This window comes from Pseudarthrobacter sp. MDT3-1, from assembly GCF_054510755.1.
In genome coordinates this window covers 174,095-193,842 of record NZ_JBTNDX010000007.1, presented here as the reverse complement: position 1 = coordinate 193,842, position 19,748 = coordinate 174,095, and the positions used below count along the sequence as shown (strand labels likewise).

At 64.6% G+C, this 19,748-nt stretch carries 17 protein-coding genes, 1 tRNA gene and 1 pseudogene; 7 read left to right on the top strand and 12 right to left on the bottom strand.

Annotated elements, in window-relative coordinates:
* Positions 1 to 79: 79 nt before the first annotated feature.
* From ACX80X_RS07950 to ACX80X_RS07935, 4 genes are read right to left on the bottom strand one after another with little or no spacing between them, the layout of a single operon-like run.
* Entirely contained in the window at positions 80 to 1,267 is a 1,188-nt protein-coding gene (locus ACX80X_RS07950) for a glycosyltransferase (RefSeq protein WP_459311689.1), read from the bottom strand.
* Positions 1,268 to 1,271: 4 nt separating this feature from the next.
* The gene (locus ACX80X_RS07945; RefSeq protein ID WP_252599768.1) at positions 1,272 to 1,667 is read right to left on the bottom strand and encodes a 6-pyruvoyl trahydropterin synthase family protein; all 396 of its coding nucleotides are present in this window, start codon (positions 1,665 to 1,667) and stop codon (positions 1,272 to 1,274) included.
* A gap of 3 nt (positions 1,668 to 1,670) precedes the next feature.
* Positions 1,671 to 2,702: a dehydrogenase gene (locus ACX80X_RS07940; RefSeq protein ID WP_252599832.1), complete on the bottom strand. Its 1,032-nt coding sequence runs from the start codon at positions 2,700 to 2,702 to the stop codon at positions 1,671 to 1,673.
* Positions 2,703 to 2,715: 13 nt separating this feature from the next.
* Positions 2,716 to 4,443, bottom strand: coding sequence for an HNH endonuclease signature motif containing protein (locus ACX80X_RS07935; protein ID WP_252599769.1), 1,728 nt, complete (start codon positions 4,441 to 4,443; stop codon positions 2,716 to 2,718).
* Positions 4,444 to 4,677: 234 nt separating this feature from the next.
* Between ACX80X_RS07935 and ACX80X_RS07930 the strand changes: the two genes are divergently transcribed.
* Positions 4,678 to 4,767, top strand: a tRNA-Ser gene (locus tag ACX80X_RS07930).
* A 201-nt stretch (positions 4,768 to 4,968) separates the two neighbouring features.
* Here ACX80X_RS07930 and ACX80X_RS07925 read toward each other — a convergent pair.
* Both ACX80X_RS07925 and ACX80X_RS07920 read right to left on the bottom strand, forming a co-directional pair.
* Entirely contained in the window at positions 4,969 to 5,748 is a 780-nt protein-coding gene (locus ACX80X_RS07925) for a type 1 glutamine amidotransferase domain-containing protein (protein ID WP_252599770.1), read from the bottom strand.
* Positions 5,749 to 5,853: 105 nt separating this feature from the next.
* Positions 5,854 to 6,198 carry a hypothetical protein gene (locus tag ACX80X_RS07920; RefSeq protein ID WP_252599772.1) on the bottom strand — a complete coding sequence of 115 codons (345 nt, stop codon included), beginning with the start codon at positions 6,196 to 6,198 and terminating at the stop codon, positions 5,854 to 5,856.
* Between the two features lie 422 nt (positions 6,199 to 6,620).
* Between ACX80X_RS07920 and ACX80X_RS07915 the strand changes: the two genes are divergently transcribed.
* The 5 genes from ACX80X_RS07915 to ACX80X_RS07895 all read left to right on the top strand — a co-directional run bounded on the left by ACX80X_RS07915 (position 6,621) and on the right by ACX80X_RS07895 (position 11,418).
* Positions 6,621 to 7,742, top strand: a complete 1,122-nt coding sequence (locus ACX80X_RS07915; protein WP_252599773.1) for an NAD(P)H-dependent flavin oxidoreductase — start codon at positions 6,621 to 6,623, stop codon at positions 7,740 to 7,742.
* 70 nt (positions 7,743 to 7,812) lie between these two features.
* Positions 7,813 to 9,159 (top strand): hypothetical protein, encoded by a 1,347-nt coding sequence (locus ACX80X_RS07910; RefSeq protein WP_252599774.1) that lies wholly within the window; start codon positions 7,813 to 7,815, stop codon positions 9,157 to 9,159.
* A gap of 75 nt (positions 9,160 to 9,234) precedes the next feature.
* Positions 9,235 to 9,858 carry a hypothetical protein gene (locus ACX80X_RS07905; protein WP_252599775.1) on the top strand — a complete coding sequence of 208 codons (624 nt, stop codon included), beginning with the start codon at positions 9,235 to 9,237 and terminating at the stop codon, positions 9,856 to 9,858.
* A gap of 88 nt (positions 9,859 to 9,946) precedes the next feature.
* Positions 9,947 to 10,693 carry a YcnI family copper-binding membrane protein gene (locus ACX80X_RS07900; RefSeq protein WP_252610797.1) on the top strand — a complete coding sequence of 249 codons (747 nt, stop codon included), beginning with the start codon at positions 9,947 to 9,949 and terminating at the stop codon, positions 10,691 to 10,693.
* Between the two features lie 104 nt (positions 10,694 to 10,797).
* Complete coding sequence (locus ACX80X_RS07895) at positions 10,798 to 11,418, top strand: DUF4232 domain-containing protein (protein WP_252599778.1); 621 nt, start codon at positions 10,798 to 10,800, stop codon at positions 11,416 to 11,418.
* Positions 11,419 to 11,449: 31 nt separating this feature from the next.
* On the opposite strand, the pseudogene ACX80X_RS07890 reads toward ACX80X_RS07895, so the two are convergent.
* From ACX80X_RS07890 to ACX80X_RS07865, 6 genes and pseudogenes are all read right to left on the bottom strand, one after another.
* Positions 11,450 to 11,681 (bottom strand): annotated as a pseudogene (locus ACX80X_RS07890) (PfkB family carbohydrate kinase); the annotation flags it as partial.
* Between the two features lie 27 nt (positions 11,682 to 11,708).
* Positions 11,709 to 13,220, bottom strand: a complete 1,512-nt coding sequence (locus tag ACX80X_RS07885; protein ID WP_252599780.1) for a glycoside hydrolase family 32 protein — start codon at positions 13,218 to 13,220, stop codon at positions 11,709 to 11,711.
* Between the two features lie 106 nt (positions 13,221 to 13,326).
* Entirely contained in the window at positions 13,327 to 14,934 is a 1,608-nt protein-coding gene (locus tag ACX80X_RS07880; RefSeq protein WP_459311685.1) for an ABC transporter substrate-binding protein, read from the bottom strand.
* A gap of 85 nt (positions 14,935 to 15,019) precedes the next feature.
* Positions 15,020 to 15,979, bottom strand: a complete 960-nt coding sequence (locus ACX80X_RS07875; RefSeq protein WP_252610795.1) for a carbohydrate ABC transporter permease — start codon at positions 15,977 to 15,979, stop codon at positions 15,020 to 15,022.
* Between the two features lie 7 nt (positions 15,980 to 15,986).
* A complete protein-coding gene (locus tag ACX80X_RS07870) occupies positions 15,987 to 16,961 on the bottom strand; it encodes an ABC transporter permease (protein WP_459311683.1) in 975 nt (324 codons plus the stop codon).
* A complete protein-coding gene (locus tag ACX80X_RS07865; RefSeq protein WP_252599786.1) occupies positions 16,958 to 17,968 on the bottom strand; it encodes a LacI family DNA-binding transcriptional regulator in 1,011 nt (336 codons plus the stop codon). The genes ACX80X_RS07870 and ACX80X_RS07865 overlap by 4 nt, the downstream gene beginning before the upstream one ends.
* Before the next feature lie 181 nt (positions 17,969 to 18,149).
* Between ACX80X_RS07865 and ACX80X_RS07860 the strand changes: the two genes are divergently transcribed.
* Positions 18,150 to 19,700: an FAD-dependent oxidoreductase gene (locus ACX80X_RS07860; protein ID WP_459311681.1), complete on the top strand. Its 1,551-nt coding sequence runs from the start codon at positions 18,150 to 18,152 to the stop codon at positions 19,698 to 19,700.
* The last annotated feature ends 48 nt before the right edge of the window (positions 19,701 to 19,748 follow it).

Below are 19,748 nucleotides of genomic sequence, written 5' to 3'. Positions count from 1 at the left end.
GCTCAAAGCCGCGTTAACCCTCTGGAAGTGTCACCACCAAGAAAGGCCGAAGTGTCACTATTGTCCTGAGGCAGAACTGTCACCGATGTCCTGCGACATAACACTTTTTAGCAGGCACGCCGAGGATTTCCAGGACGTTCCGGGCAGTGGAGTCCCAGCCGGGCAGCTGTTCCCGTGCCGCCAGGGCAGCGGCACGCCAGCCGGCTCGGAGGGATCCGTCCACCAGCCACTGCCGGATCACGGCAGCGAGCACGTCCGCGTGGTGGTCTTCAGGTCCGTTGCCACGAGGTGCGTCGCCTTCGGGTCCGGCGAGTCCGACGGCGGCACCTGGCACCGCATATGTCCCGGCATCACGTTCACCACCACGCTCGCCGTCCGGTCTTCCCGCGAGCCTGCCGGCGAGTCTTCGGGCGAGTCCCAACGCGTCCACGGCGCCGGTTCCCTCCCGCACGATGACGGGAATCCCGTGGGCCAGCGATTCCGTCACCACAAGCCCAAAGGCTTCGGCCCGGGACACAAGAAGGCTCAGGTCCGTCCGGCTCCACTCGTCCGCCAGGGCGGTACCGGCGAGCTGGCCGGTCATGCGCACCCTGTCCTCCATTCCAGAGGAGGCAATGGCTGCCCGGACCTGCGCCGCGTAGGCGGGATCGGCGTCGTCCGTTCCCACGAGGGACGCTGTCCAAGCGAGGTCCTGGAGCCTGGCCAGCGCGGCCACGGTCAGCAGCTGGTCCTTGTTGGGCAGCAGCGCTGCCACCGCGATGATGTGGGGCGGGGCCGAACCAGGCGCCACCGGTGCAGGATCCGTCCCGGGCAAGGCAACCGGGCTGGCGGGAAGCCCGTGCTTTTCTGCCGCCGAGGCCGCTGCGGACGAACTGGTGCAGATCACTCCGGCGGCCGCCCGCAGTGCCCGCCCTTCGCCGTCGGGGTGGCTGGGCGACGGCATGTGCTGCAGGACCCACGCGTGTTGTCCGGCGGCCGCGGCGTACTCCAGTTCGCTAGGCGCACCGCACGCAATCAGCCCGTCCACGAAGGTGACCGTTTCTGGGGTGATGTTCGCCTGCGGTGAGTCCACCCTTGGGTCCCAGGCGCCCAGCAGGCCGCCCAGCCGCCGTCGTTGTCCAGCGCTGGCGTCAGGCCACGAACCTTCCACCGCCAGTATCTCCACGGCAACCCCCAAGGATCTCAGGCCTTGGGTGAGCCGCGCGTTGTAGACGTTGCCGCCGGAGTTGTGGCGGATGTTGGCGGGGACCAGGAACCTGATCAGCATGGGATCAGGCGGACAGGTAGTGGGTGTAGGTGGCCCAGGCGTCCGGATTTTCGCGCAGGGTGACGTCGATCCCGGCGAGCTCGCGGCCGTCGTCGTCATCCGTGAGCTTGGCTGCGACGGCGTGGGCGATGTATTCCGCGAGCGCCTCGGTGGTGCTGAGCTTCCCTTCGAAGTCCGGGTGTTCGTCCAGGTTTTTGTAGTTGAGGCCGGACAGCACGTCCTCGATGATGCCGCCGGCGGCCCCGATGTCCAGGACGATCGCGTCCTGGTTCAGCGCACGACGGCGGAACGTCACCTCCGCCACGAACGTCGCCCCGTGGAGGGCCTGGGCCGGGCCAAATACGTCCCGCGGGAGGCTGTGGGCGATCATGAAATGACGTCGGACGGTCAGGCTGAACACGGGCTACTTCCTGTCTTTGGGGTTGGCTTCCGCGGGACTGTCTGCGTTGGGGTATTCGATCACGTGGCACAGGGCTTCGAGCGTGCCGTCCGCGAGGTTCTGCACTACGGCCGGCAGGTCCGTGAACGGAGAGGCGCCGGTCAGGAAGGCATCGAAGACGGGGTCCGTGAGGAGCCCAACAGCCAATTCCAGGCGCTCGGCCGTGGTCCGGCGGTGTCGCCGTGCCCGGGCAACCACGCCCACCTGGCTGGCCCGGATGGAGAGCCTGCGTGCGTGAAAGTCTTCACCCAGCGGCAGCGTGACCTTGCGGTTGGCGTACCAGGACATCTCGATGATCTCCCCCTCATCGCCGGCCAGCTGCAGGCTGCGTTCGAGGCCTTCCGGGGAAGCGGAGCAGTGGAACACGATGTCGCAGTCGGGTTTGGCATCATCCGGGCGGGCGAATTCCACGCCGAGCCTGTCCGCCAAGTGCTTACGTTCCGGGTCCAGGTCCACGAGCTGGAGGCGGGCCAGCGGGAAAGTCCGCAGCAGTGTCGCCACCATGCCTCCCACCAGACCCGCGCCGACGACGGCGACCCGGTCCCCCAGCCTCGGTCCGGCTTCCCAGAGGGCGTTAATGGCCGTTTCAACGGTGCCGGTCAGGACGGCGCGGCGGGCGGGGACGCCGTCGGGAATCCTGGTGAGGGCGTCGGCGGAAATGACATAGCGGTCCTGATGGGGATTGAGGCAGAAGACCTTCTGGCCCGCCCAACCTTCGGGCCCCTCCTCCACAACGCCCACTGAGAGATATCCGAACTTCACGGGCGACGGGAAGGTACCCTCCTGGTGCGGGGCGCGCATTTCCGCAGCCACGCGGGGCGGGACGGAGCCTTTGTGCACCACAATTTCCGTGCCTTTGCTGATGCCTGAGTACAGCGTGCGGACCAAAACTTCGCCGGGCCCGGGAGCGGGCAGGGCCTCGCTGCGGAGCTCGCCGTGTTCCGGGCCCGTGGTCCAGTATGCGGTCGCCTGCGCTTCTCTGCGTGACTTGGTCATCTTGCTCATGAATCTAGTCCGTGAGGGCTCTCCGCGACACCCACCCGGCGCGAACGAACACTTGCGGCCCTTGAAATCCGGGCCCTAACTGTCCGTTCGCGCCGTTGATGAGAGGAGAGCCCGATGGGAGAGAAGCCCAGTTCTGCCCGTCTTGGCCCTGCCAGTGCCCTAACCCTGCCCACGTTGGCCCTGCCGTCACTTGGCGCTGGCGTCGCTTGGCGCTGGCGTCGCTTGGCGCTGGCGGCCAGACAGTGCTGTGAGCAGTGAAGTCCCAGCTCGGGTAGGGGTCTTCGGGCACGGGCCCGTCCGGCAGCGCGTCGTCTGGGACGATGTCGTCCGATGGCAGCCCACAGTCGGGCAGTTCATTGCCAGGTAGATGTTTTGGCCACTCCGGTGGTTCCCAGTCTGGGTGTTCGCTTTTGTAGTGGCGTCCGGTGGGTGATATCCAGCCGGGTGGTTCGTTCTTGGTGGCGGTGGTGGGTTTCCAAGCTGTGGTGTGGCGGAGTCTGTGGTGTTTGTGGCACGGTTGGCCGAGATTGTTGATCCCGGTGGATCCTCCCCGGGCCCAGGCGAGGAGGTGGTCTGCTTCGTTGTCGAGGGAGTGGTTGCTGCAGCCGGGGAACGGGCACTTTCCGTCGCGCAACCGCAGCCATTGGCGCTGGGCTTTGGTCACGCGGTAGCTGGTTCTGCCGATCTCCAGGGGTGCTCCGTCGCGGGGGTCGATGAGGACGCGGTGGAAGGATTCGGCGCCGTCGGCGACCAGCTGGCGGGCCACGGACGGCGGAATAGGCCCGTACCCGTCGAGCATGGCCGGTTCATCCGTGAGGCCTAGGAGCGAGAACACCGGGACGGTAACGAGGACCTGTGCCCGCGGTGACGGAACACGGTCATTCCCATTTGCATCCCCGGCCGCATTATCTGTGGCACCGAGGAGCCAGGCGGCGACGCTGTCAGCGCGGAGCTGCGTGAGGGTCCGGCACTCATGAGGTCCTTGGAGGGCGCGGGCTGCGGTGGTGGTGCGGTTCCAGATTCCGGCAGCCTGATCGGCGGGGAGGTAGGCGGAGAGCCAGGCCATGCCGTCGCGGTCCGGGGCATACTCCAGGCGCCGATCGGCGGTGCTGCGTGCGTGGCGTTTTTCGATGCTGACCGGGTGGTGGCGTTCCCGCCAGGTCCGGGCCTGGTGCCGAAACCGCCCGGGGATGAGCTCACCGGCCGGGCCACTCCTCGCCGGGTTCGGTGCGTCTGGGTCCAGGAAATGCGCTTCGAGGGCTTGGGCGCCGGCAGGGTCCAGGTTCACGGTTTCGTCGACCATGATCCGGGCGTGCTGCCACGAAATCGTCCCTGCCTGCAGCGCGGAGAACGTCAAAGGCAGGGCCGTGGTCAGCGCGTAGGCCTCGGCGAGGAGGGCCCCGGCAGCCCGTTCACTGACCGTCAGCACGCAGGCGACCTCCGCGACGACGGCCATCTCCTGCCCGGTATGGTCCTCGGGCGACGTTGCAGGGCCCGCCAAAGCCTCGGCGGCGGCGGAGTAACCGGCAGCCAGCCAGGCCTTCAGTGCGGCACTTTTCGCGTCCAGCCGTGAGATCTCGGCCAGCCCGTCCAGGAATTCATCTGCCCGCCGACGCATAGGATCAGCCTCCCCGGAACAGCCGGAATCAGTCCCGTCCCGGAGCACCACAGCCAGCTCAGCGAAGGACACCGCAAGGGACTCCGCCGTCGCCACAGCTGCTCTGCTATCCATACCCAAATCATCCCGCGAGGGTCTGACAATAACGGCCAGGCTGAATCGCTATGTGCATAACTCAGAAGCTACATGCCCCCAGCATGCGTCCATTCGACGAGCCGAGCAGAATCCTGCAGGGCCCATCGTGTCCTCGGACGCTGGCGTGGGCATAGATGTCCCTTTGCACCATCCGGGGGCTGAATGCCTGCCGTTTTGTGGATGGGCGGTATGCTCCGGTAACCTATTCAGGTTGGTGACGTGTCCGAGCGGCCGAAGGTGCAACACTCGAAATGTTGTTTGGTGTCAAAGCCAACGTGGGTTCAAATCCCACCGTCACCGCCAATTGGCAAGGCCCCTGCTTCCCTTCATAAACAAAGGGAAGCGGGGGTTTTGTTTTCCCGCAAACTTGGCCCCTTGATTTGTTGAGGTGGCCGTACATCGTGCAGCGCCGAACCTGAAGCAGGTCGGCGATGCGTTGGACAGTATGGTCGCCGGCGCACGTACGGCTGCTGGCGGCCGCCAGTTTCAGTGCCCCTGCAGGCGTTAGTGCTCAGTCCCAGCCGCAGCCGCCTTCTTGGCGCTCTTCTCTGCGTCCTTTTCGGCGCGCAGCGCCTCCGCCACGTGCTGCTCCTCGGCTTTTTCCTGGTGGATGACCTCTGCCAGGAGCTTCTCCATCTCCTTGGCCACGCCGGCGGCTGAGGCCGGGTTCTGGCCGGTCACCAGCCGGTCGTCGACCACGACCATTTCCTCAAAGACACCAGCGGAGACATGGGTGGCACCCTGCTCCTCAAGCCGGTCTGCCAAAAAGAACGGGATGACCTTGTCCTTCCCTGCGGCAACCTCCTCGTCGTTGGTGAAGGCAGCGACCTTCCTGCCCTCGACCAGCCGAAAGCCGTTGGCCAACTCGACCTTCAGCAGTCCGGCCGGCCCGTGACAGACAGCGCCCACCACACCGCCGGCGTTGTAGACGCTGGCTACAAGGTTCTGCAGGCCTTCGCTGTCCGGGAAGTCCCACATGGTGCCGTGGCCTCCCACGAGGAAGACGGCGTCGTACTGGTCGGGATCAACGACGTTGACGCGGGCAGTGTTGTAGAGACCGGCGCGCGTGGTCTCGTCCTCCGTGAAGGCGACCTGGATGGGATCTTTTGAGTCCACCTCGTCGCGCGGGGGCTGGCCGCCCTGGATGGAAGCGAAGTCGACGAAATGCCCGGAATCCTTGAAGACCTTCCAGGGATGTGCGGCCTCGGCCACGTTGTACCCGGTCTTCTCTCCGGTATCGCCGATCTCGGAAACGCTGGTCAGTACCATGAGGATTTTCTTCATGAAGTGCTCCTTCCGTCTAGCTTCCACCCTACGCCCGGCCCAATTCGGGCCCTCCCCGTCTTAGAAGGCAAGGGCCTTTGTTGTACCCGAGGGACCGCTCCTCTGTTAGAGCTTGTCCGTCCTGTCGTCCCCCTTGTGCCCGCCGCGCAGGTTCTCCTGGACCTTGCCGAAGAGGTCCTTAATGGTGGACTCGGTGTTGGTGAGCATGTCCGGCTGCAGGTAGACGTGCTGACTGCCCGGGAGGCTGTAGCTGGACTGCAGGCCGCCACTTCCTTCGACGCCCTGCAGGGCGATGGTCACGCCGCCTTCCTTGCGCGCAATGGCCGAGATTTTTCCGAACACCAGCGTGAATTCGTCTGGCTCAAAACTGACGGTCTGACCCACGTGGGTCCTGTTGAGTTCGCTGGCCGGGGTGGCTTTTTCGTTGCCAGTTCCTGAGTAGTTCATCATGTGCTCCCTGAGGTGGTTGGCGACTTACGCCAGCAGTCTAGCCTCGCCCCCATGTCGCGGTACATGGCCCTACTGGATGCCTGCACAAACGGGTGCGGCAACCGTGGTCACATCCTCCATTGAGCAGACAGTGCCCTTGGGGTTGGATGTATTGGACCGGCATACCTGACCGGCACCCGATCTTTAAGGACCAACCGTGACTTCGATGACGAATCGCGCCAATGGGCGGACGCAGACTCTTCCAGGTCTGCGAAGGCCTCGAAATCCCTTGGAGCCAGCCGTGACCGAAACCTGCCCCGACGACTGCCATTACTGCTCAGGCCCCGAAACAGACTGACTTCGCGTGCACAGATTGGGCAGCGGCCGCCAGCCCTGCGAGACTGGGTCCTGAAGCCAACGCCGACCTGCCAGGAGCTGCCCGCATGACGCCCGAGAACCGCACCTCCGCCCGGCCAAACCGCATCACCGAACTGTTCGGCACGGACGTTCCGGTGGTGCTGGGTCCGTTCGGCGGAGTGTCTTCCGTGGAGCTGACAGCAGCCGTGAGCGAAGGCGGAGGGCTGGGTTCCTACGGCCTCTACGGTTACGGTGCCGACGCCATTCGGAACACCGCAGCTGAGCTCAGGAAGACAACGGCGAAACCGTTCGCCCTCAACCTCTGGATTCCCACCGGCGACGAAGCCACCTCACTCCCCCAAGCGGACTTCGACCACTACCTCGAAACCCTGAAGCCGTACTTTGACGAACTGGGCCTGCCGCTTCCGCACATGCCGGACCGCTACCTGCCCAATTACGAAGAACAGGTGGAGGCAAGCCTGGAGGCGGGTCCCGCCGTCGTCAGCTTTGTCTTCGGTGTGCCCGCGCCGGAACTGGTGGAGGAGGCTCACCGGCGTGGAATAGTCCTGGTGGGCACCGCCACGACCGTCGCGGAAGCCATCGCCCTGGAAACCGGTGGCGTGGATGCTGTAGTCGCCAGCGGCATGGAGTCCGGCGGGCACCGCGTCTCGTTCCTGAAGCCCGCGGAGGAGTCCCTGATCGGAACCTTTGCATTGGTTCCGCAGGTGGTTGACGCCGTCGACATTCCAGTCATCGCTGCCGGCGGCGTTGCAGACCGCCGCGGCTACGCTGCTGCACGAGCCCTCGGCGCCGACGCGGTCCAGGTGGGCTCGGCGTTCCTGGCCACCCGCGAATCCGCGGCTGTGCCTGAATACCGGGCCATCCTCCACAGCCCGGCCGCGCGGGAAACAGTGCTGACAAGGGCACTCAGCGGACGGCTTGCCCGCGGGATCCCCAACCGCATCATCGCCGAACTGTCAGTGGCCAAACTGTCAGAGGCCAAACTGGCGGCGGGTGGACTCTCGGAAGCCGGAATAGCCCCGTTCCCCGTCCAGAACTGGCTCACCGGCCGCTTCCGCCCACAGGCAGCCGCCCTGGGAAACACGGAGCTTATGTCACTGTGGGCGGGGCAGGCCACACCGCTGATCCGGCATGACTCCGCCGCTGATGTCCTGGCGGAACTGCTCGCCGGCAGTCCGGCTTTGTAAGCTCGATACATCCGCGGTTATCCCAGCCATCGAATGTGGGACGATCGCCCGTTGACACCGGAGGCACTCCTTGACCAAAAAGACCGGCAAATCGAAGAGCAAGAACAAGGACCGGCGGCACCTGAAGGCTGTTCCGTCGGCGCCCAAGATGCCGTTGCAGCTGGTCCTGAACCATCGGGCAATTGACTCGATGGCTGTCGATTTCATTCAATGGAACGCGGCTGAAGCCCCTGACCCTGCCGATGCGTTCGAGTGCCTCGAACTGGTCAAGCTCTTCCTCACGGCGCAGCACACCATCAACGGTTCGAGTTCGGCCACCGCAATCGACAGTGACGGCGTGGAGCAGGCGGCCGGAGCAATTGCGGTGTCGTTGGACCCCGATGAAATGGATGAGGTCTTCGACAACATCTACTTCGCACTGCACTCCTACATCCATTTCCTGAAGGCGACCGGCCGCTGGAGCGGCACGGACGCCGCCTACGAGGAACTCCATGCTGCGCTGGGAAACGGTATCACCGCAGCTGTCCCGCAATTGCCGGTTATCCAGGTACCTGACCTCAGCGACGACCACCAGGAGGCTGCGTTCAATGCCATGCCGCTGATCCAGCATGCCACCTCCCTGCTGGACTGGATCGGAACCGGCAAGGAAATCACCAGCACGGGTGCCCTGCGGCTTAAGGACATCGAGCCGGCAGCCGCAGCCGTAGGAGTACATGCCTGTGGAAAGCGGGCCGCGAGTCGGACCCTCCCACTTTTCGATCTGGAAACTGCCGAGAGCCGGCCCAAAACGTTGCTGGAAGTTGGAACCATGCACGACGTGCCTGTGCTCCGAGACATCTGGTCAGCTCTGGTGGGGGCAAACCTGATCACGCTCGGATCCACCAAAGCCATTCCCGGCCCGGAAGTGGCCGCCTGGAACAGCACGAGGATCGAGGAACGGCTGGACATCCGCCGGATGCTGTCGGTGGTCCTTTTGGTCGGAGTGCTCACCGACGAGGACCAGGTGTGGGACCAGGAAGCGGTAGCCGGGACACTGCTGGCCGTCCTCACCTATGGCACCACCGATGAACCGATGCCCGTGGCGGAACTCGAACGGATGGCGTCGCCGGACCTTGAGGGCGCCTTGCTTCAGGACGTAGACCTTGAAGACACGAAACTCGAAGAAACGGGCCTCGAAGAGGTCTACGCGTCGCTCGCGGCCCTGCAAGCACAGCAGAAGCTGACCCTTCTCGCCGAACTCGGATTGGTGGAGGCGGCGACCGATTACCGCGTTCCCCCGGTGGCCATCCAGTGCCTCGACCTGGCCATGGGTTTCTTCAACTTGGCAGACGAGCCATCCGAAACGACAGAATCTCCATCGAACGTGATCGCGCTGCACCGCCCGTCACACACCGGTGGCCCGCCCAAAGGCCGCTAGAATCTGAACGTCGCCGAAGAACACTGGAAGAACGCGACTGAAGCCCGTCACCGGCGACCGCAATAAGGAGGATCCGTGCGCACCAACCACGCCCGGCCACCCTTCCATTTCCTTCGCGCCGCCTCCCTGTCCACGGGAATCCTGACACTTGCCGCAGGCGCCCACGTCGCCGGCGGCGGCGACCTTCCCGCCCCAGGCATCCTGCTGGCCGTGCTCGCACTGACAGTCCTGGCAGCCACCACGGCCACGAGGCTGCGACTCAATTTTCCAGCCATGCTCACTGTCCTCGGCGCGGGACAGTTCATCCTGCACGAAGCCTTCACGGTCTTCAGTTCGTCGGGTACCGCTGTAAGCGCTGCCGCCTCCGGGCTCCATAACGCCCACCTCGCCGGCGCCGCCGCGCCCGTCATCGCTGCCACCGGACACGTCCACGATGCCGGATCAGCGGGCATCCTGATGCTCCTGACCCACGCACTCGCCACCGGCGCGTGCGCCCTCCTGCTTGCCAAGGGTGAAGCCGCGCTGTGGGCTCTGGCCGCGTGGCTGAGGCCCCTCGTCCGGCTCCCCGAAGCAGTAACACCCGACGCCGGAACACCGCGTGCGGTGACTGCCCCACCGGCGGTTCTCCCCCTCCGCCCCTGGCGGAACCTCAGGCAACACAGCCGACGCGGCCCGCCTTCCGCCGTCGTACTTTCCTGACTCCGCCCGCACCGCACTTCCGCAGGCCGCGGGCCCCATCCCGTACTTCCGCACGCCCCCATCCGGCGTGCGTCCGAAAGGCAACCCCATGACCACCACATTCCTTCGCCGCACCCTCACCGCAGTGGCAGCCACCGGCGGCGCAGCCGTCCTGATCCTGACCGCAGCAGCAGGCGCGTCCGCCCACGTCGGCGTCAAGCCGGACAAGACCGACGCCAACTCGTACGCCCTCCTGACCTTCGGCATCCCGCACGGCTGCGAGGAGTCCGGCACCACGAAAGTGGCCATCACCCTGCCGGCCGAACTCAACGACGCCCAGCCCACGGTGAACCCCAACTGGACCGTGGAAAAGGTGACCGAACAGCTCGCCGAGCCCAAGAAACTGGCCGACGGCTCCTCCATCACCAAACGCACCAGCCAGATTGTGTACACGGCCAAAACTCCGCTGGCCCATGAACTGCGCGATGCCCTGGTGCTGTCGGTCAAGCTGCCCGACGCGGCAGGCTCCACGCTCTACTTCCCCACGCTGCAGTCGTGCGAAACGGGACAGACCGACTGGTCGGAGATCGCCAAGGACGGGCAGGACCCGCACTCCCTGAAGGCCCCGGCACCGTCCATCACCATCACCGAGCCGGCCAGCGCGGACGGCCACGGCGCTGCTTCCGCGGCGCACACCACCGAAACCCCGGCCACCGAACAGGCAGCCGCCGTGACTGACAGCGGCGCGGACGCCCGCAGCTGGGCTGGGCTTGCCGCCGGCCTCGGCGGCCTCGCCCTGGGCGGGGTGGCCTTCGCGCGCAGCGGCTCGAAGCGCCGGCAGGAATCCGCCACGTAACATCGCGGGATTTGATGTCCGGATGATCACGATCCGGGCATCAAATCGTCCTGCCTGCCCGTGGCATCGTTGACTCCCGTCGCAGCAGCAACAAAGGTGGTGCCATGACGTCTCAGCGCATTGCACAAGGGTTTGTTATTACGACGGCGGTCGCGGCGGCGGCGCTGATGCTCACCGCCTGCGGACAGAGCCAGCCGCAGGCGCAGGGGACGACGACGCCGGTGACGAACTCCGCCAGCCCGTCCAGCACTCCGTCATCTCCGGGCGCGTCCGCGTCGCCGTCGGCGACCAACACCCAGGCCGGTCCCGCGCTCTGCAAAGCGGCCACACTGTCGGCGGCTACCGATGCGTCCGGCGGCGGCGCGGCGGGCAGCGTCTACATGAAGCTGAACCTCACGAATACGGGAACGGCGCCCTGCCTGCTCAAGGGCTACCCGGGGGTGTCACTGACCGCCAACGCCGACGGTGCACCGATTGGTGCGGCGGCAACCCGCGACGAATCCACCCCCGTCGCGGACGTCCTGCTGGCGCCCGGCCAGACCGGAACCACTGTCCTCCGCTACACCCAGGCCGCGAACTACAGCGACTGCACGCTGACGGACGCGGCCGGTTACCGCATCTACCCGCCCGAAGACACAGCGTCGTTGTTCCTGCCCCAGCCCACCAGCGCGTGCACTAATGCGAACATCGCCCTCCTGAGCGTCGGAGCCTTCCAGCCTGCCTGAAAATGTGGGAAGGATTCGGTCCGCTGCCAGGTTAATTCGCCGGCTGCAGATGGGTCCGGAGTTCCTCGAGTGTCGGCGGATTTGCGCCGGGCCGCCGCACCGTGATGGCGGCCGCCATCGCAGCTGTGCGTCCTACTTGCTCAAGAACAGCGGGTGCCAAGCCATCGGGTCCCGCAGGCGAGGAGTCCCAGGATCAGGGCTGCCATATACGAGTCCCCGGCGCCAATCGTGCCAGCGACCCGGGAGGCCTCTGCCGGGATGCTGGTGTGCCGTGACCGCGAATTCTTCAGTCAGGCGAAGAACTGCGTGACGTTCAGGTTGTTTACGGTGGCTGTGCCACCGATGGAATAGAGCGCGAGGTCGGTACTGGTGGGTGCCGGGAAGATCAGCTCGGTCATGGTGACCTGGCCGTCCTGGGCGAAGACCTCAACGGAGCAGCGGTCCACAAAGATGGTGAGCTTGTAGTCACCGTCGATAGCCCGGATAGCGGCGGAGTCGATGGAGGCGAAAGTTTCGTGGAAACCTGTCTGCCCGGAATCGCGCCGGTCAACGACGAGGGTGCCTTCAACGGGTCTGATGCCGATGCGGGTTCCCTGGCCGCCGTTGCCGCGGACCACAAGCCCGAATTCCGTGGCGCTTCCGGGCCTCAGGGTGACATCGATGCGCTGGACGCTGCCCGCTGCACCATCAAGGATGTGTGTACCGTCGGCGATTTCCATATGCGCAAGCCTGAACGCCCGGGCAGGGTCGGAAATCGAGGCGAAATCTCCGGTGGCCTCTTGAATCAGTCGCGCATTTCCGTCAATGGTGCGGAGGGATACTTCGCGGGCCAGCGTCATGGGGCTGCGCCAGGGCGAGGTGGGGATCTGATTCGCGTATTCCCAGTTGTTCATCCAGGCGATCATGAGGCGGCGGCTGTCGGGGGCATCACTGAAGGAGACTGCGGCGTAGTAGTCCCGTCCCCAGTCCAGCCACTGGTACTCGCCCAACCGGTCCGGGTCCTGGAGTCCTTCGGTCACGGTGGTGGCCGAGGTGAACGTGGTCCCGTCGAAGTCACCTACAAAGTACTGTCCGGCGGAGCCGTTGTTGGGTCCGCCGGGGTTGAGGTTCACGGTGAGGACCCACTGAACGTTCTCTGGGTCGCCGTCGACGGGGAGGGGGAAGAGATCAGGGCATTCCCAGACGCCTCCGGTGGCGTTAGCCGGGCCGAAGGTGCTCAGCATCTCCCAGCTCTTCAGGTCCTCGGACTTGTAGAGCACCACTTGGAAGTCCTTGGCTTCCACGGCGACCATGACCCAGTAACTGCCGGCACCGCCGTCGTACCTTATGACCTTCGGGTCGCGGAACTCGGCGGATCCGCGGTTCAGTACGGGGTTGGCGGTGTGTTTGGTCCAGGTGTGGCCGCCGTCGCGGCTGTAGGCGAGGGACTGGGCCTGGAGGCCTTCGTGCGCGGAGCCGGGTTTGAAGGCGCTGGTGTAGACGGCGACCAGGGGCGGAGCCGAGTCGGTCCCGAATCCGCTGGTGTTGTCCCGGTCGAAGACGATGCTGCCGGAGAAGATGTCTTCTTCCTCGTCACAGGAGATGGCGACGGGGTGTTCGGTCCAGGTGGTCAGGTCCGGGGAGGTGGCGTGTCCCCAGGACATGTTGCCCCAGACGTTATCCAGCGGGTTGGTCTGGTAGTAGAGGTGGAAGACACCGTCGTGGTGGATGAGGCCGTTGGGGTCATTGAGCCACGTGTTCCGGGCGGCGTAGTGCAGGGCCGGGCGGAAGGTGTCGGCCGTGGTGGCGGTCGCGGCAGTCATGAAGGTGAGGTCTCGTTTCTGTGCAGGTCTGCGGAGAACCCTTGTCCGCAGGGTTCCCTGAACGTGGGGTGGGCCGGTTTGCGCCGGCCCACCCGGCTTCTCGGAGCTAGGAGTTCTTTTTGTAGCGGTCGTAGGCCTGCTGGTAGACCTCGATCATTTTGTCGACGCCGACGTTTTTGAGCTGGGTGACGTAGCCGTCCCATTCCTGCTCGATGCCGCCGGAGACGATCCACTTGGCGACGTTCTGCTTGACCAGCGAGGTGGTGTCCGTCTGGATGGTGCTGATCTGCTGCAGTTCTTCGTTGGAGAGGGCCACCGGGGGGTAGCCGTCGTTGCCGGCGAAGGGCTTGTAAAATTCGTTGACGACCTTCTGGCGTTCAGCGGCACGCGGTTCGGGAGCGACGACGGTTGTGAAGTTCTCTGCGGTGTTCGCCTTCGGGCCGCCCGGGGCGACCTTTTGGCGTCGTTCGCCTTCGCTGGTTCCGGCCGGGGTGGGGATCTGGGTCAGGAGGCCGCTGGCGTCCTTCTGGAGGGTTTCACCGACGGGTCCCCAGTTCGCTTGGGCGGACTGGATGGGGTCGTAGAGGTTGTCGCCCCAGCGCATGGTCGCGGCCGGGTATTTGTTGGTCCGGGTGATGGCGAAGGCGCCGCGGGCGATTTCCTGGTTGTTGGACTGGCTGGCGATCCGTTTGCCGTCCACGCCTTCAAGCACGGGGACGATGGAGTAGTTGTTGGCGCGGTCAGCGCCGACCATTTCGGGGATTTCCCACCAGACAAAGGAGCCGAGGTTTTCCGTGGCGGACTTGCCCTTGGCCAGGTAGGCCTTGTCGTCCTGGGAGAAGGATTCGGGGTCGATCAACCCTTCCTTGTACCACTCGTGCAGGGTCTGGATGGCCTTCTTGTAGCCGTCCTGCGTGGCGGTGAAGATGACTTTATCGTCCTTGACGATGCGGTGGTCCATGTTGTCCGGCACTCCGCCAAGGGCCGCGATGAGGTCAACGATGTCGCCGGTCCAACCGCCGGGCCTGAAGCTCAGCGGGAGGGTCCTGCCGGTCCCGGACGCGTCCTGGGTCTTGAAGGCCAGCAGGGCGTCGTGGAACTCGTCGATGGTCTTCGGCATCGGGATGTTGAGCTTTTGCAGCCAGGAAGTGTTGATGATCAGTTCATTGGGGAACTGGACCAGGCCGAGTTCTTCCACCGATGGAAGGGAATAGATGTGCCCGTCCGAGGAGGTGATGGCTGCCTTGATGTCCGGCCGTTCGGAGAGCAGCTTGGAGAGGTTGGGTGCGTTCTTTTCGATCAGGCCCTCGAGTGGGATGAGGGTGCCGCTGGCGGAGTAGGTGGCGATTTCGGCGTCGGTCAGGCCGGTGTTGAAGAAGGCGTCGGGCAGGTCCCCGCTGGCGAGGATGAGGTTCTTTTTTTCCTGGAAGACCGTTTCGGGCAGGTTTTCCCAGTTGATGTGGATATTGGTGGTTTTTTCCCATTCCTGCACCACGGTCATGGTGTTGTAGTCCGGCGCCAGGGCGGTCTTGGTGCCGGAGAATGTCAGGTCGAGTTGCTTGCTGACGATCGGGAAGCCTGTTTGCTGGAAGCCGAACTCGGCGGAGGCGTCTTTGATCTCCGTGGTGCCGGAGCCTCCGCCGGAGCAGGCGGTGAACATCAATGTTCCGGCCAGGACGGCGCCGAGGGCGGCGTATTTACGGCTGAGTGACATGGTCATTCCTATTCTGAGGTGGGTTCTTGCGGTGGGTGTGCTGCCGTCCGACGGCGGTTGCCAGGGCGGTCGATGCGGGGAGGTGCTATTTGACGGCGCCGATCATGGCGCCCTTGGTGAAGTGCTTCTGCATGAATGGCAGGGCAATCATGAGTGGCAGGCTCGAGACGACGATCATGGCGTATTTGGTGAGCTCTGCGATCCGTTGCGCGGCGGCATAGGATTCGATGTCCCCGCCGGTGGTTCCGGTGGAGGAGACGTCTGACTGGATGAGGATGTTGCGCAGGACGAGCTGCAGCGGGTATTTGGAGTCGTCGTTGAGGAAGATCAGTGCGTCGAAGAACGAGTTCCACTGGGCCACGACGTGGATCATGATCATGAGCATGATCAGCGGTTTGGACAGTGGGAGCACCATTTTGAAGAAGAATTTGAAGTCGGTTGCCCCGTCCATCTGGGCGGCTTCGCGTAGCTCGTTCGGAATGGTGTGCTCGAAGAAGGACCTGGCGATGATGAGATTCCAGACGCCGACCGCGCCGGGAAGGACCACTGCCCAGACGGTGTCCAGCATGCCCAGGTCGCGGACCACCAGATACTTGGTGATGAGGCCGCCGTCGAAGAACATCGTGATGACGAACAGGAGCATCAGGATCTTCCGGCCCGGCATGTCCTTGCGGGACAGGGCGTAGGCGCCGCACAGGATGGTGCTGACGCTGACGGCGGTACCGAGCACGGTATAGATGACGGTATTGCCCAGGCCATTCCAGATCCGGCTATCGGCGAAGATCCGTTCGTAGCCTTCGGTAGTCATACCGGAAGGAAACAGCCAGACCTTACCTTCGTAGACGGCATTCGGGTCGCTGATGGAGGCGATCACGATGAAGTACAGCGGGTACACCACGGCCAGGATGGACAGCATCAGGACAGCTGTGGCGGCGATACTGAAGGCGCGGTCGCCGTATTTGTCGCGCAGGGTCCGCTGGGGGCGGCCCTGGTTGATGGTCCGGCTCGGGGTGTCGGTTGTGCGGGGGTTGGTTGTCAGAGACATTTCGGCATCACCACAGGGTCGCTTGGTTGGCCCGCCGCGCAATCGTGTTGAAGACGAGCAACAGCGCCAGGTTGAGGAGGGAGTTGAACAGGCCGATGGCGGCCGAATAGCTGAACTGCGCCTGCTGCAGGCCCGCATGATAGACGTAGGTCTGGATGATCTCCGAGGTCGAGATATTCAGGGGCGTCTGCATCAGCAGTGCCTTCTCGAAGCCGACGTTGAGCAGGTTGCCGATGGCCAGAATGAACAGGATGGTCACCACCGGCATGATGCCAGGGAGGTCGATGTGCCGGATACGCTGCAGCTTGGAGGCACCGTCCACCTTGGCCGCGTCATGAAGCGCCGGGTCGATGGCCGCCAGCGCCGCCAGGTACACGATCATCGAGAAGCCGGCGTTCTGCCAAACATCAGAGATCACGTAGATGGGTCGGAACCACTCCGCCGAACCCATAAAGAAGATTGGCTCACCGCCGCCCAGTTGGATGGCGTTGTTCACCAGCCCCGACCGTGGGGAGAGGACCACGAACATGATGCCCACCACCACCACGGTGGAGATGAACGCGGGCGAATACAGCACCGTCTGGGTGAACTTCTTGAACTTCTCGCTCTGGAGCTGGTTGACCAGCAAAGCCAGGATGATCGGAACGGGGAAGGCAAGCAGCAGGCCCAGGACGGCGATCCACAAGGTGTTACCGACCACTTGCCCGAACTGGTAGGAGTTCACGAACCTGATGAAGTGGGTCAGGCCCACCCAGGGGCTGTCAGTGAACCCGTCCACCGGGTTGTAGTTCTTGAACGCGATCTGCACGCCGTACATCGGCCAGTATTTGAAGACCAGGATGTAGATGATCGCCGGGGTTAGTAATACGTATAACTGCCAGGCACGGGAAATCCTCTTCAGGCGGAGCGAAAGAGAATTTTTTCGTTGCGGCAACGGCGCCGCAACCGGACGCCCGCGTCGGGCCGGGATGGTGCGGCTCATGGCATCTCCTTAGGGTGGGTCACTGAGTTCCGTTCGATCAGAGGGCAGTCCATGAGCTCGACCCGGCCATCGGGTTCCGCGTCCTGGAGGATCAGGTCAACCGCGCGCCGGCCCATGGCGACGAACGGCAATTCAAAAGTGGTCAATCCGGGGCGAAGAAACGGCGCCAGAGTCGCCTGATTATCGAACCCCACGATCGACACGTCCCCGGGGATTGAGAGCCGCAGGTCCGAGACGGCCTGGTAGGCGCCCCAGGCGCCACGGTCATTCGCGCAGAAAATCGCGGTGGGCGGGTTGCTGGAGGTCAGCAGCTCCATCGCGTACTTGTAGCCATGTTCCTCACCGCCTTGACCGAAACGGACCAGCGACGGATCAACGTCCAGCCCCGCTTCCTCAAGTGCCGCGCAGTAGCCCTCGTAGCGGCCGACGGCGGCAGGAAGACCGCTTTCCAGGGTTTCGATATTGATCATCCCCACCCTGGTGTGGCCTGCCTCGAGCAGTCGACTCGTGGCCGCATACCCGCCTTTGACCTCGTCCGGGGCGACACTCGGGACCCGACCGACCCTGTCTTGCGAATTCAGCACTACGGACCTGACGCCCGCCAGGGCCTCCGGAACTTCCAGCCGGCGGTGATACATGGCGGCGTAGACCACGCCGGCAACCTTATAAGAGAGCATGGTGTCCAAGGAAGCGGCCTCGAGCTGCCTGTCACCACCGGTGTTTACCGAGAGCAGGAGGAGCCCGTCCTCCCATGCCCGCTGCTGCGCGCCTTCGATGATGGCGCCCGCAAAAGGAGTGGTGGCCACGGAATCGCCGATGAAACCGATCATGCCGGCCACGCCCTCGCGAAGAACTTTAGCGTGGGCGTTCGTGCGGTAGCCGAGCCGGTTCACGGCGTCCCGAACACGCTTACGCGTATCCTCGGAGAAACGCGACCCGGAGGCCGAATTCAGCACCAATGACACGGTGGCCTGTGAAACACCGGCAGCAGCAGCGACGTCGTGCATTGTCGGTCCTGACTTTGGCCGTGATCCAGCCATGATGGGCACCTCCTCGGGCCAGTTGGTTTTGTGGGTTATTCGTATAACTTCGGTCAACTGTAGCGTGCATCACATCGGGCGTCAACAGATGATCCGCATCGCTCTGGGCTCTGGGCCTGACAGGCGCTGATAAGTACACTTAGCTTCCATGACGTCGCTCTGGTTGGACCGCGGGCAATCATTCAGCTCTGACCCGTTCGAGGCAGGCAGCCGCTACGACACTGTGGTGGCGGGGGCCGGTCTGACGGGGCTGGTAACCGCACTGTTGCTGGCCAGGTCGGGGCAGCGCGTCCAGGTCCTGGAGGCCAGATTTCCCGGGGCCGTGACCACCGGAAACACAACGGCGAAAGTCAGCCTGCTGCAGGGGACCGTCCTGTCTGCCCTGGCCAGACAGTATGCGCAGAAGCAGGTTGGGGCCTACGTTGAGGCCAACCGGGAAGGGCAGTCGTGGCTACTCCGCTACCTCGACGAACAGCACGTGCCGTATCAGCGCCGGGATGCCTACACCTACGCCACCACTGCCCAAGGGACCGAGCGCCTGCTTGAGGACCTCGGCGCCGCGACCACCGCCGGCCTGGACGTGGAGTACGTGCGCGATGCACGCCTCCCCTTCCCCATCCAAGGCGCCCTCCTGCTGACCGATCAGGCCCAGATCAACCCTATGGACGTCCTGGATGCCTTGCTCAGGGACGTCCGTGCCCGCGGCGGGAGCGTAGTAGGCGGGACCCGGCTGCGGAATGTCTCCGGGAGCGGACCACTAATTGTCCACACAGACCAGGGCACCGTCACCGCCAACAACGTCGTTCTCGCCACCGGAATCCCCGTCCTCGACCGCGGACTCTACTTCACCAAACTCAAACCCCTACGCTCCTACGCCGCGGCCCTGGAGCTGCCTGCCGGGGTCACCGCGCCGCCCGGAATGTACCTCTCCGCCGAGGAACCCACCCACTCCTTGCGGGATTATGAGGCTGACGGCCGTCAGTTCCTGCTTGTGGGCGGGCACGGGCATCAGGTGGGGCGGACTGAATCGGAAAAGTCCCATCTGTCGGGACTGCTCGACTGGGCTACCGGACACTTCCCGGGTGCGGTAACCACCCACACGTGGTCGGCCCAGGACTACCAGGCCACCAACCTCATGCCCTTCTTTGGCAAACTGCCACGGGGCCGGGGCCACATCTTCTTCGGCACCGGTTACAACAAGTGGGGCATGACCAACGCGGTGGCCGCCGCCCTTGGCATCTCCGCGGACATCCTCGGCGGCAGCCTCCGCTGGGCCAACACGATCCATCACCGCGTGACGTCTCCGGGCGGGGCGCTGACCGCCGTCGCCGTCAACGCGGGCGTGGCTGCGCGGCTGGCCACCGACTGGGGGAAGCTGGCGGTTGGCAAGTCGGTGAGTGGCAGGCCGGTGGTTGAGCCTGCCGAAACCGCGGTTCCGGAGGCAACTGCCGGAGGTCCCGTACCGGCCGACGACGGCGGGCGGGTATATCGCGACGGCGCCCGGCCCACGGCGGTCTCCACTGTGGACGGCACCACCTGCAGGGTCTCCGCCGTCTGCACGCATCTGGGCGGGATCGTGCACTGGAACGACAGCGAACTGACCTGGGACTGCCCGCTGCACGGCTCGCGCTTCAGCCCGGACGGCAAGCTCCTCGAAGGACCCGCCACCAAGGATCTTCCGAGGCTTGAGCAGCGTTGATCCACGCCTCCAACGCTGCCGGCAATACTGTCGGTGGGGTAGGGCATG

What these genes read in the sequence shown, in the direction of transcription:
- ACX80X_RS07865 (WP_252599786.1), bottom strand. Translation starts at nt 17,968, where the DNA reads ATGCACGACGTCGCTGCTGCTGCCGGTGTTTCACAGGCCACCGTGTCA.
- ACX80X_RS07935 (WP_252599769.1), bottom strand. Translation starts at nt 4,443, where the DNA reads ATGGATAGCAGAGCAGCTGTGGCGACGGCGGAGTCCCTTGCGGTGTCC.
- ACX80X_RS07870 (WP_459311683.1), bottom strand. Translation starts at nt 16,961, where the DNA reads ATGAGCCGCACCATCCCGGCCCGACGCGGGCGTCCGGTTGCGGCGCCG.
- ACX80X_RS07940 (WP_252599832.1), bottom strand. Translation starts at nt 2,702, where the DNA reads ATGACCAAGTCACGCAGAGAAGCGCAGGCGACCGCATACTGGACCACG.
- ACX80X_RS07860 (WP_459311681.1), top strand. Translation starts at nt 18,150, where the DNA reads ATGACGTCGCTCTGGTTGGACCGCGGGCAATCATTCAGCTCTGACCCG.
- ACX80X_RS07915 (WP_252599773.1), top strand. Translation starts at nt 6,621, where the DNA reads ATGACGCCCGAGAACCGCACCTCCGCCCGGCCAAACCGCATCACCGAA.
- ACX80X_RS07875 (WP_252610795.1), bottom strand. Translation starts at nt 15,979, where the DNA reads ATGTCTCTGACAACCAACCCCCGCACAACCGACACCCCGAGCCGGACC.
- ACX80X_RS07950 (WP_459311689.1), bottom strand. Translation starts at nt 1,267, where the DNA reads ATGCTGATCAGGTTCCTGGTCCCCGCCAACATCCGCCACAACTCCGGC.
- ACX80X_RS07920 (WP_252599772.1), bottom strand. Translation starts at nt 6,198, where the DNA reads ATGATGAACTACTCAGGAACTGGCAACGAAAAAGCCACCCCGGCCAGC.
- ACX80X_RS07880 (WP_459311685.1), bottom strand. Translation starts at nt 14,934, where the DNA reads ATGTCACTCAGCCGTAAATACGCCGCCCTCGGCGCCGTCCTGGCCGGA.
- ACX80X_RS07925 (WP_252599770.1), bottom strand. Translation starts at nt 5,748, where the DNA reads ATGAAGAAAATCCTCATGGTACTGACCAGCGTTTCCGAGATCGGCGAT.
- ACX80X_RS07885 (WP_252599780.1), bottom strand. Translation starts at nt 13,220, where the DNA reads ATGACTGCCGCGACCGCCACCACGGCCGACACCTTCCGCCCGGCCCTG.
- ACX80X_RS07895 (WP_252599778.1), top strand. Translation starts at nt 10,798, where the DNA reads ATGACGTCTCAGCGCATTGCACAAGGGTTTGTTATTACGACGGCGGTC.
- ACX80X_RS07900 (WP_252610797.1), top strand. Translation starts at nt 9,947, where the DNA reads ATGACCACCACATTCCTTCGCCGCACCCTCACCGCAGTGGCAGCCACC.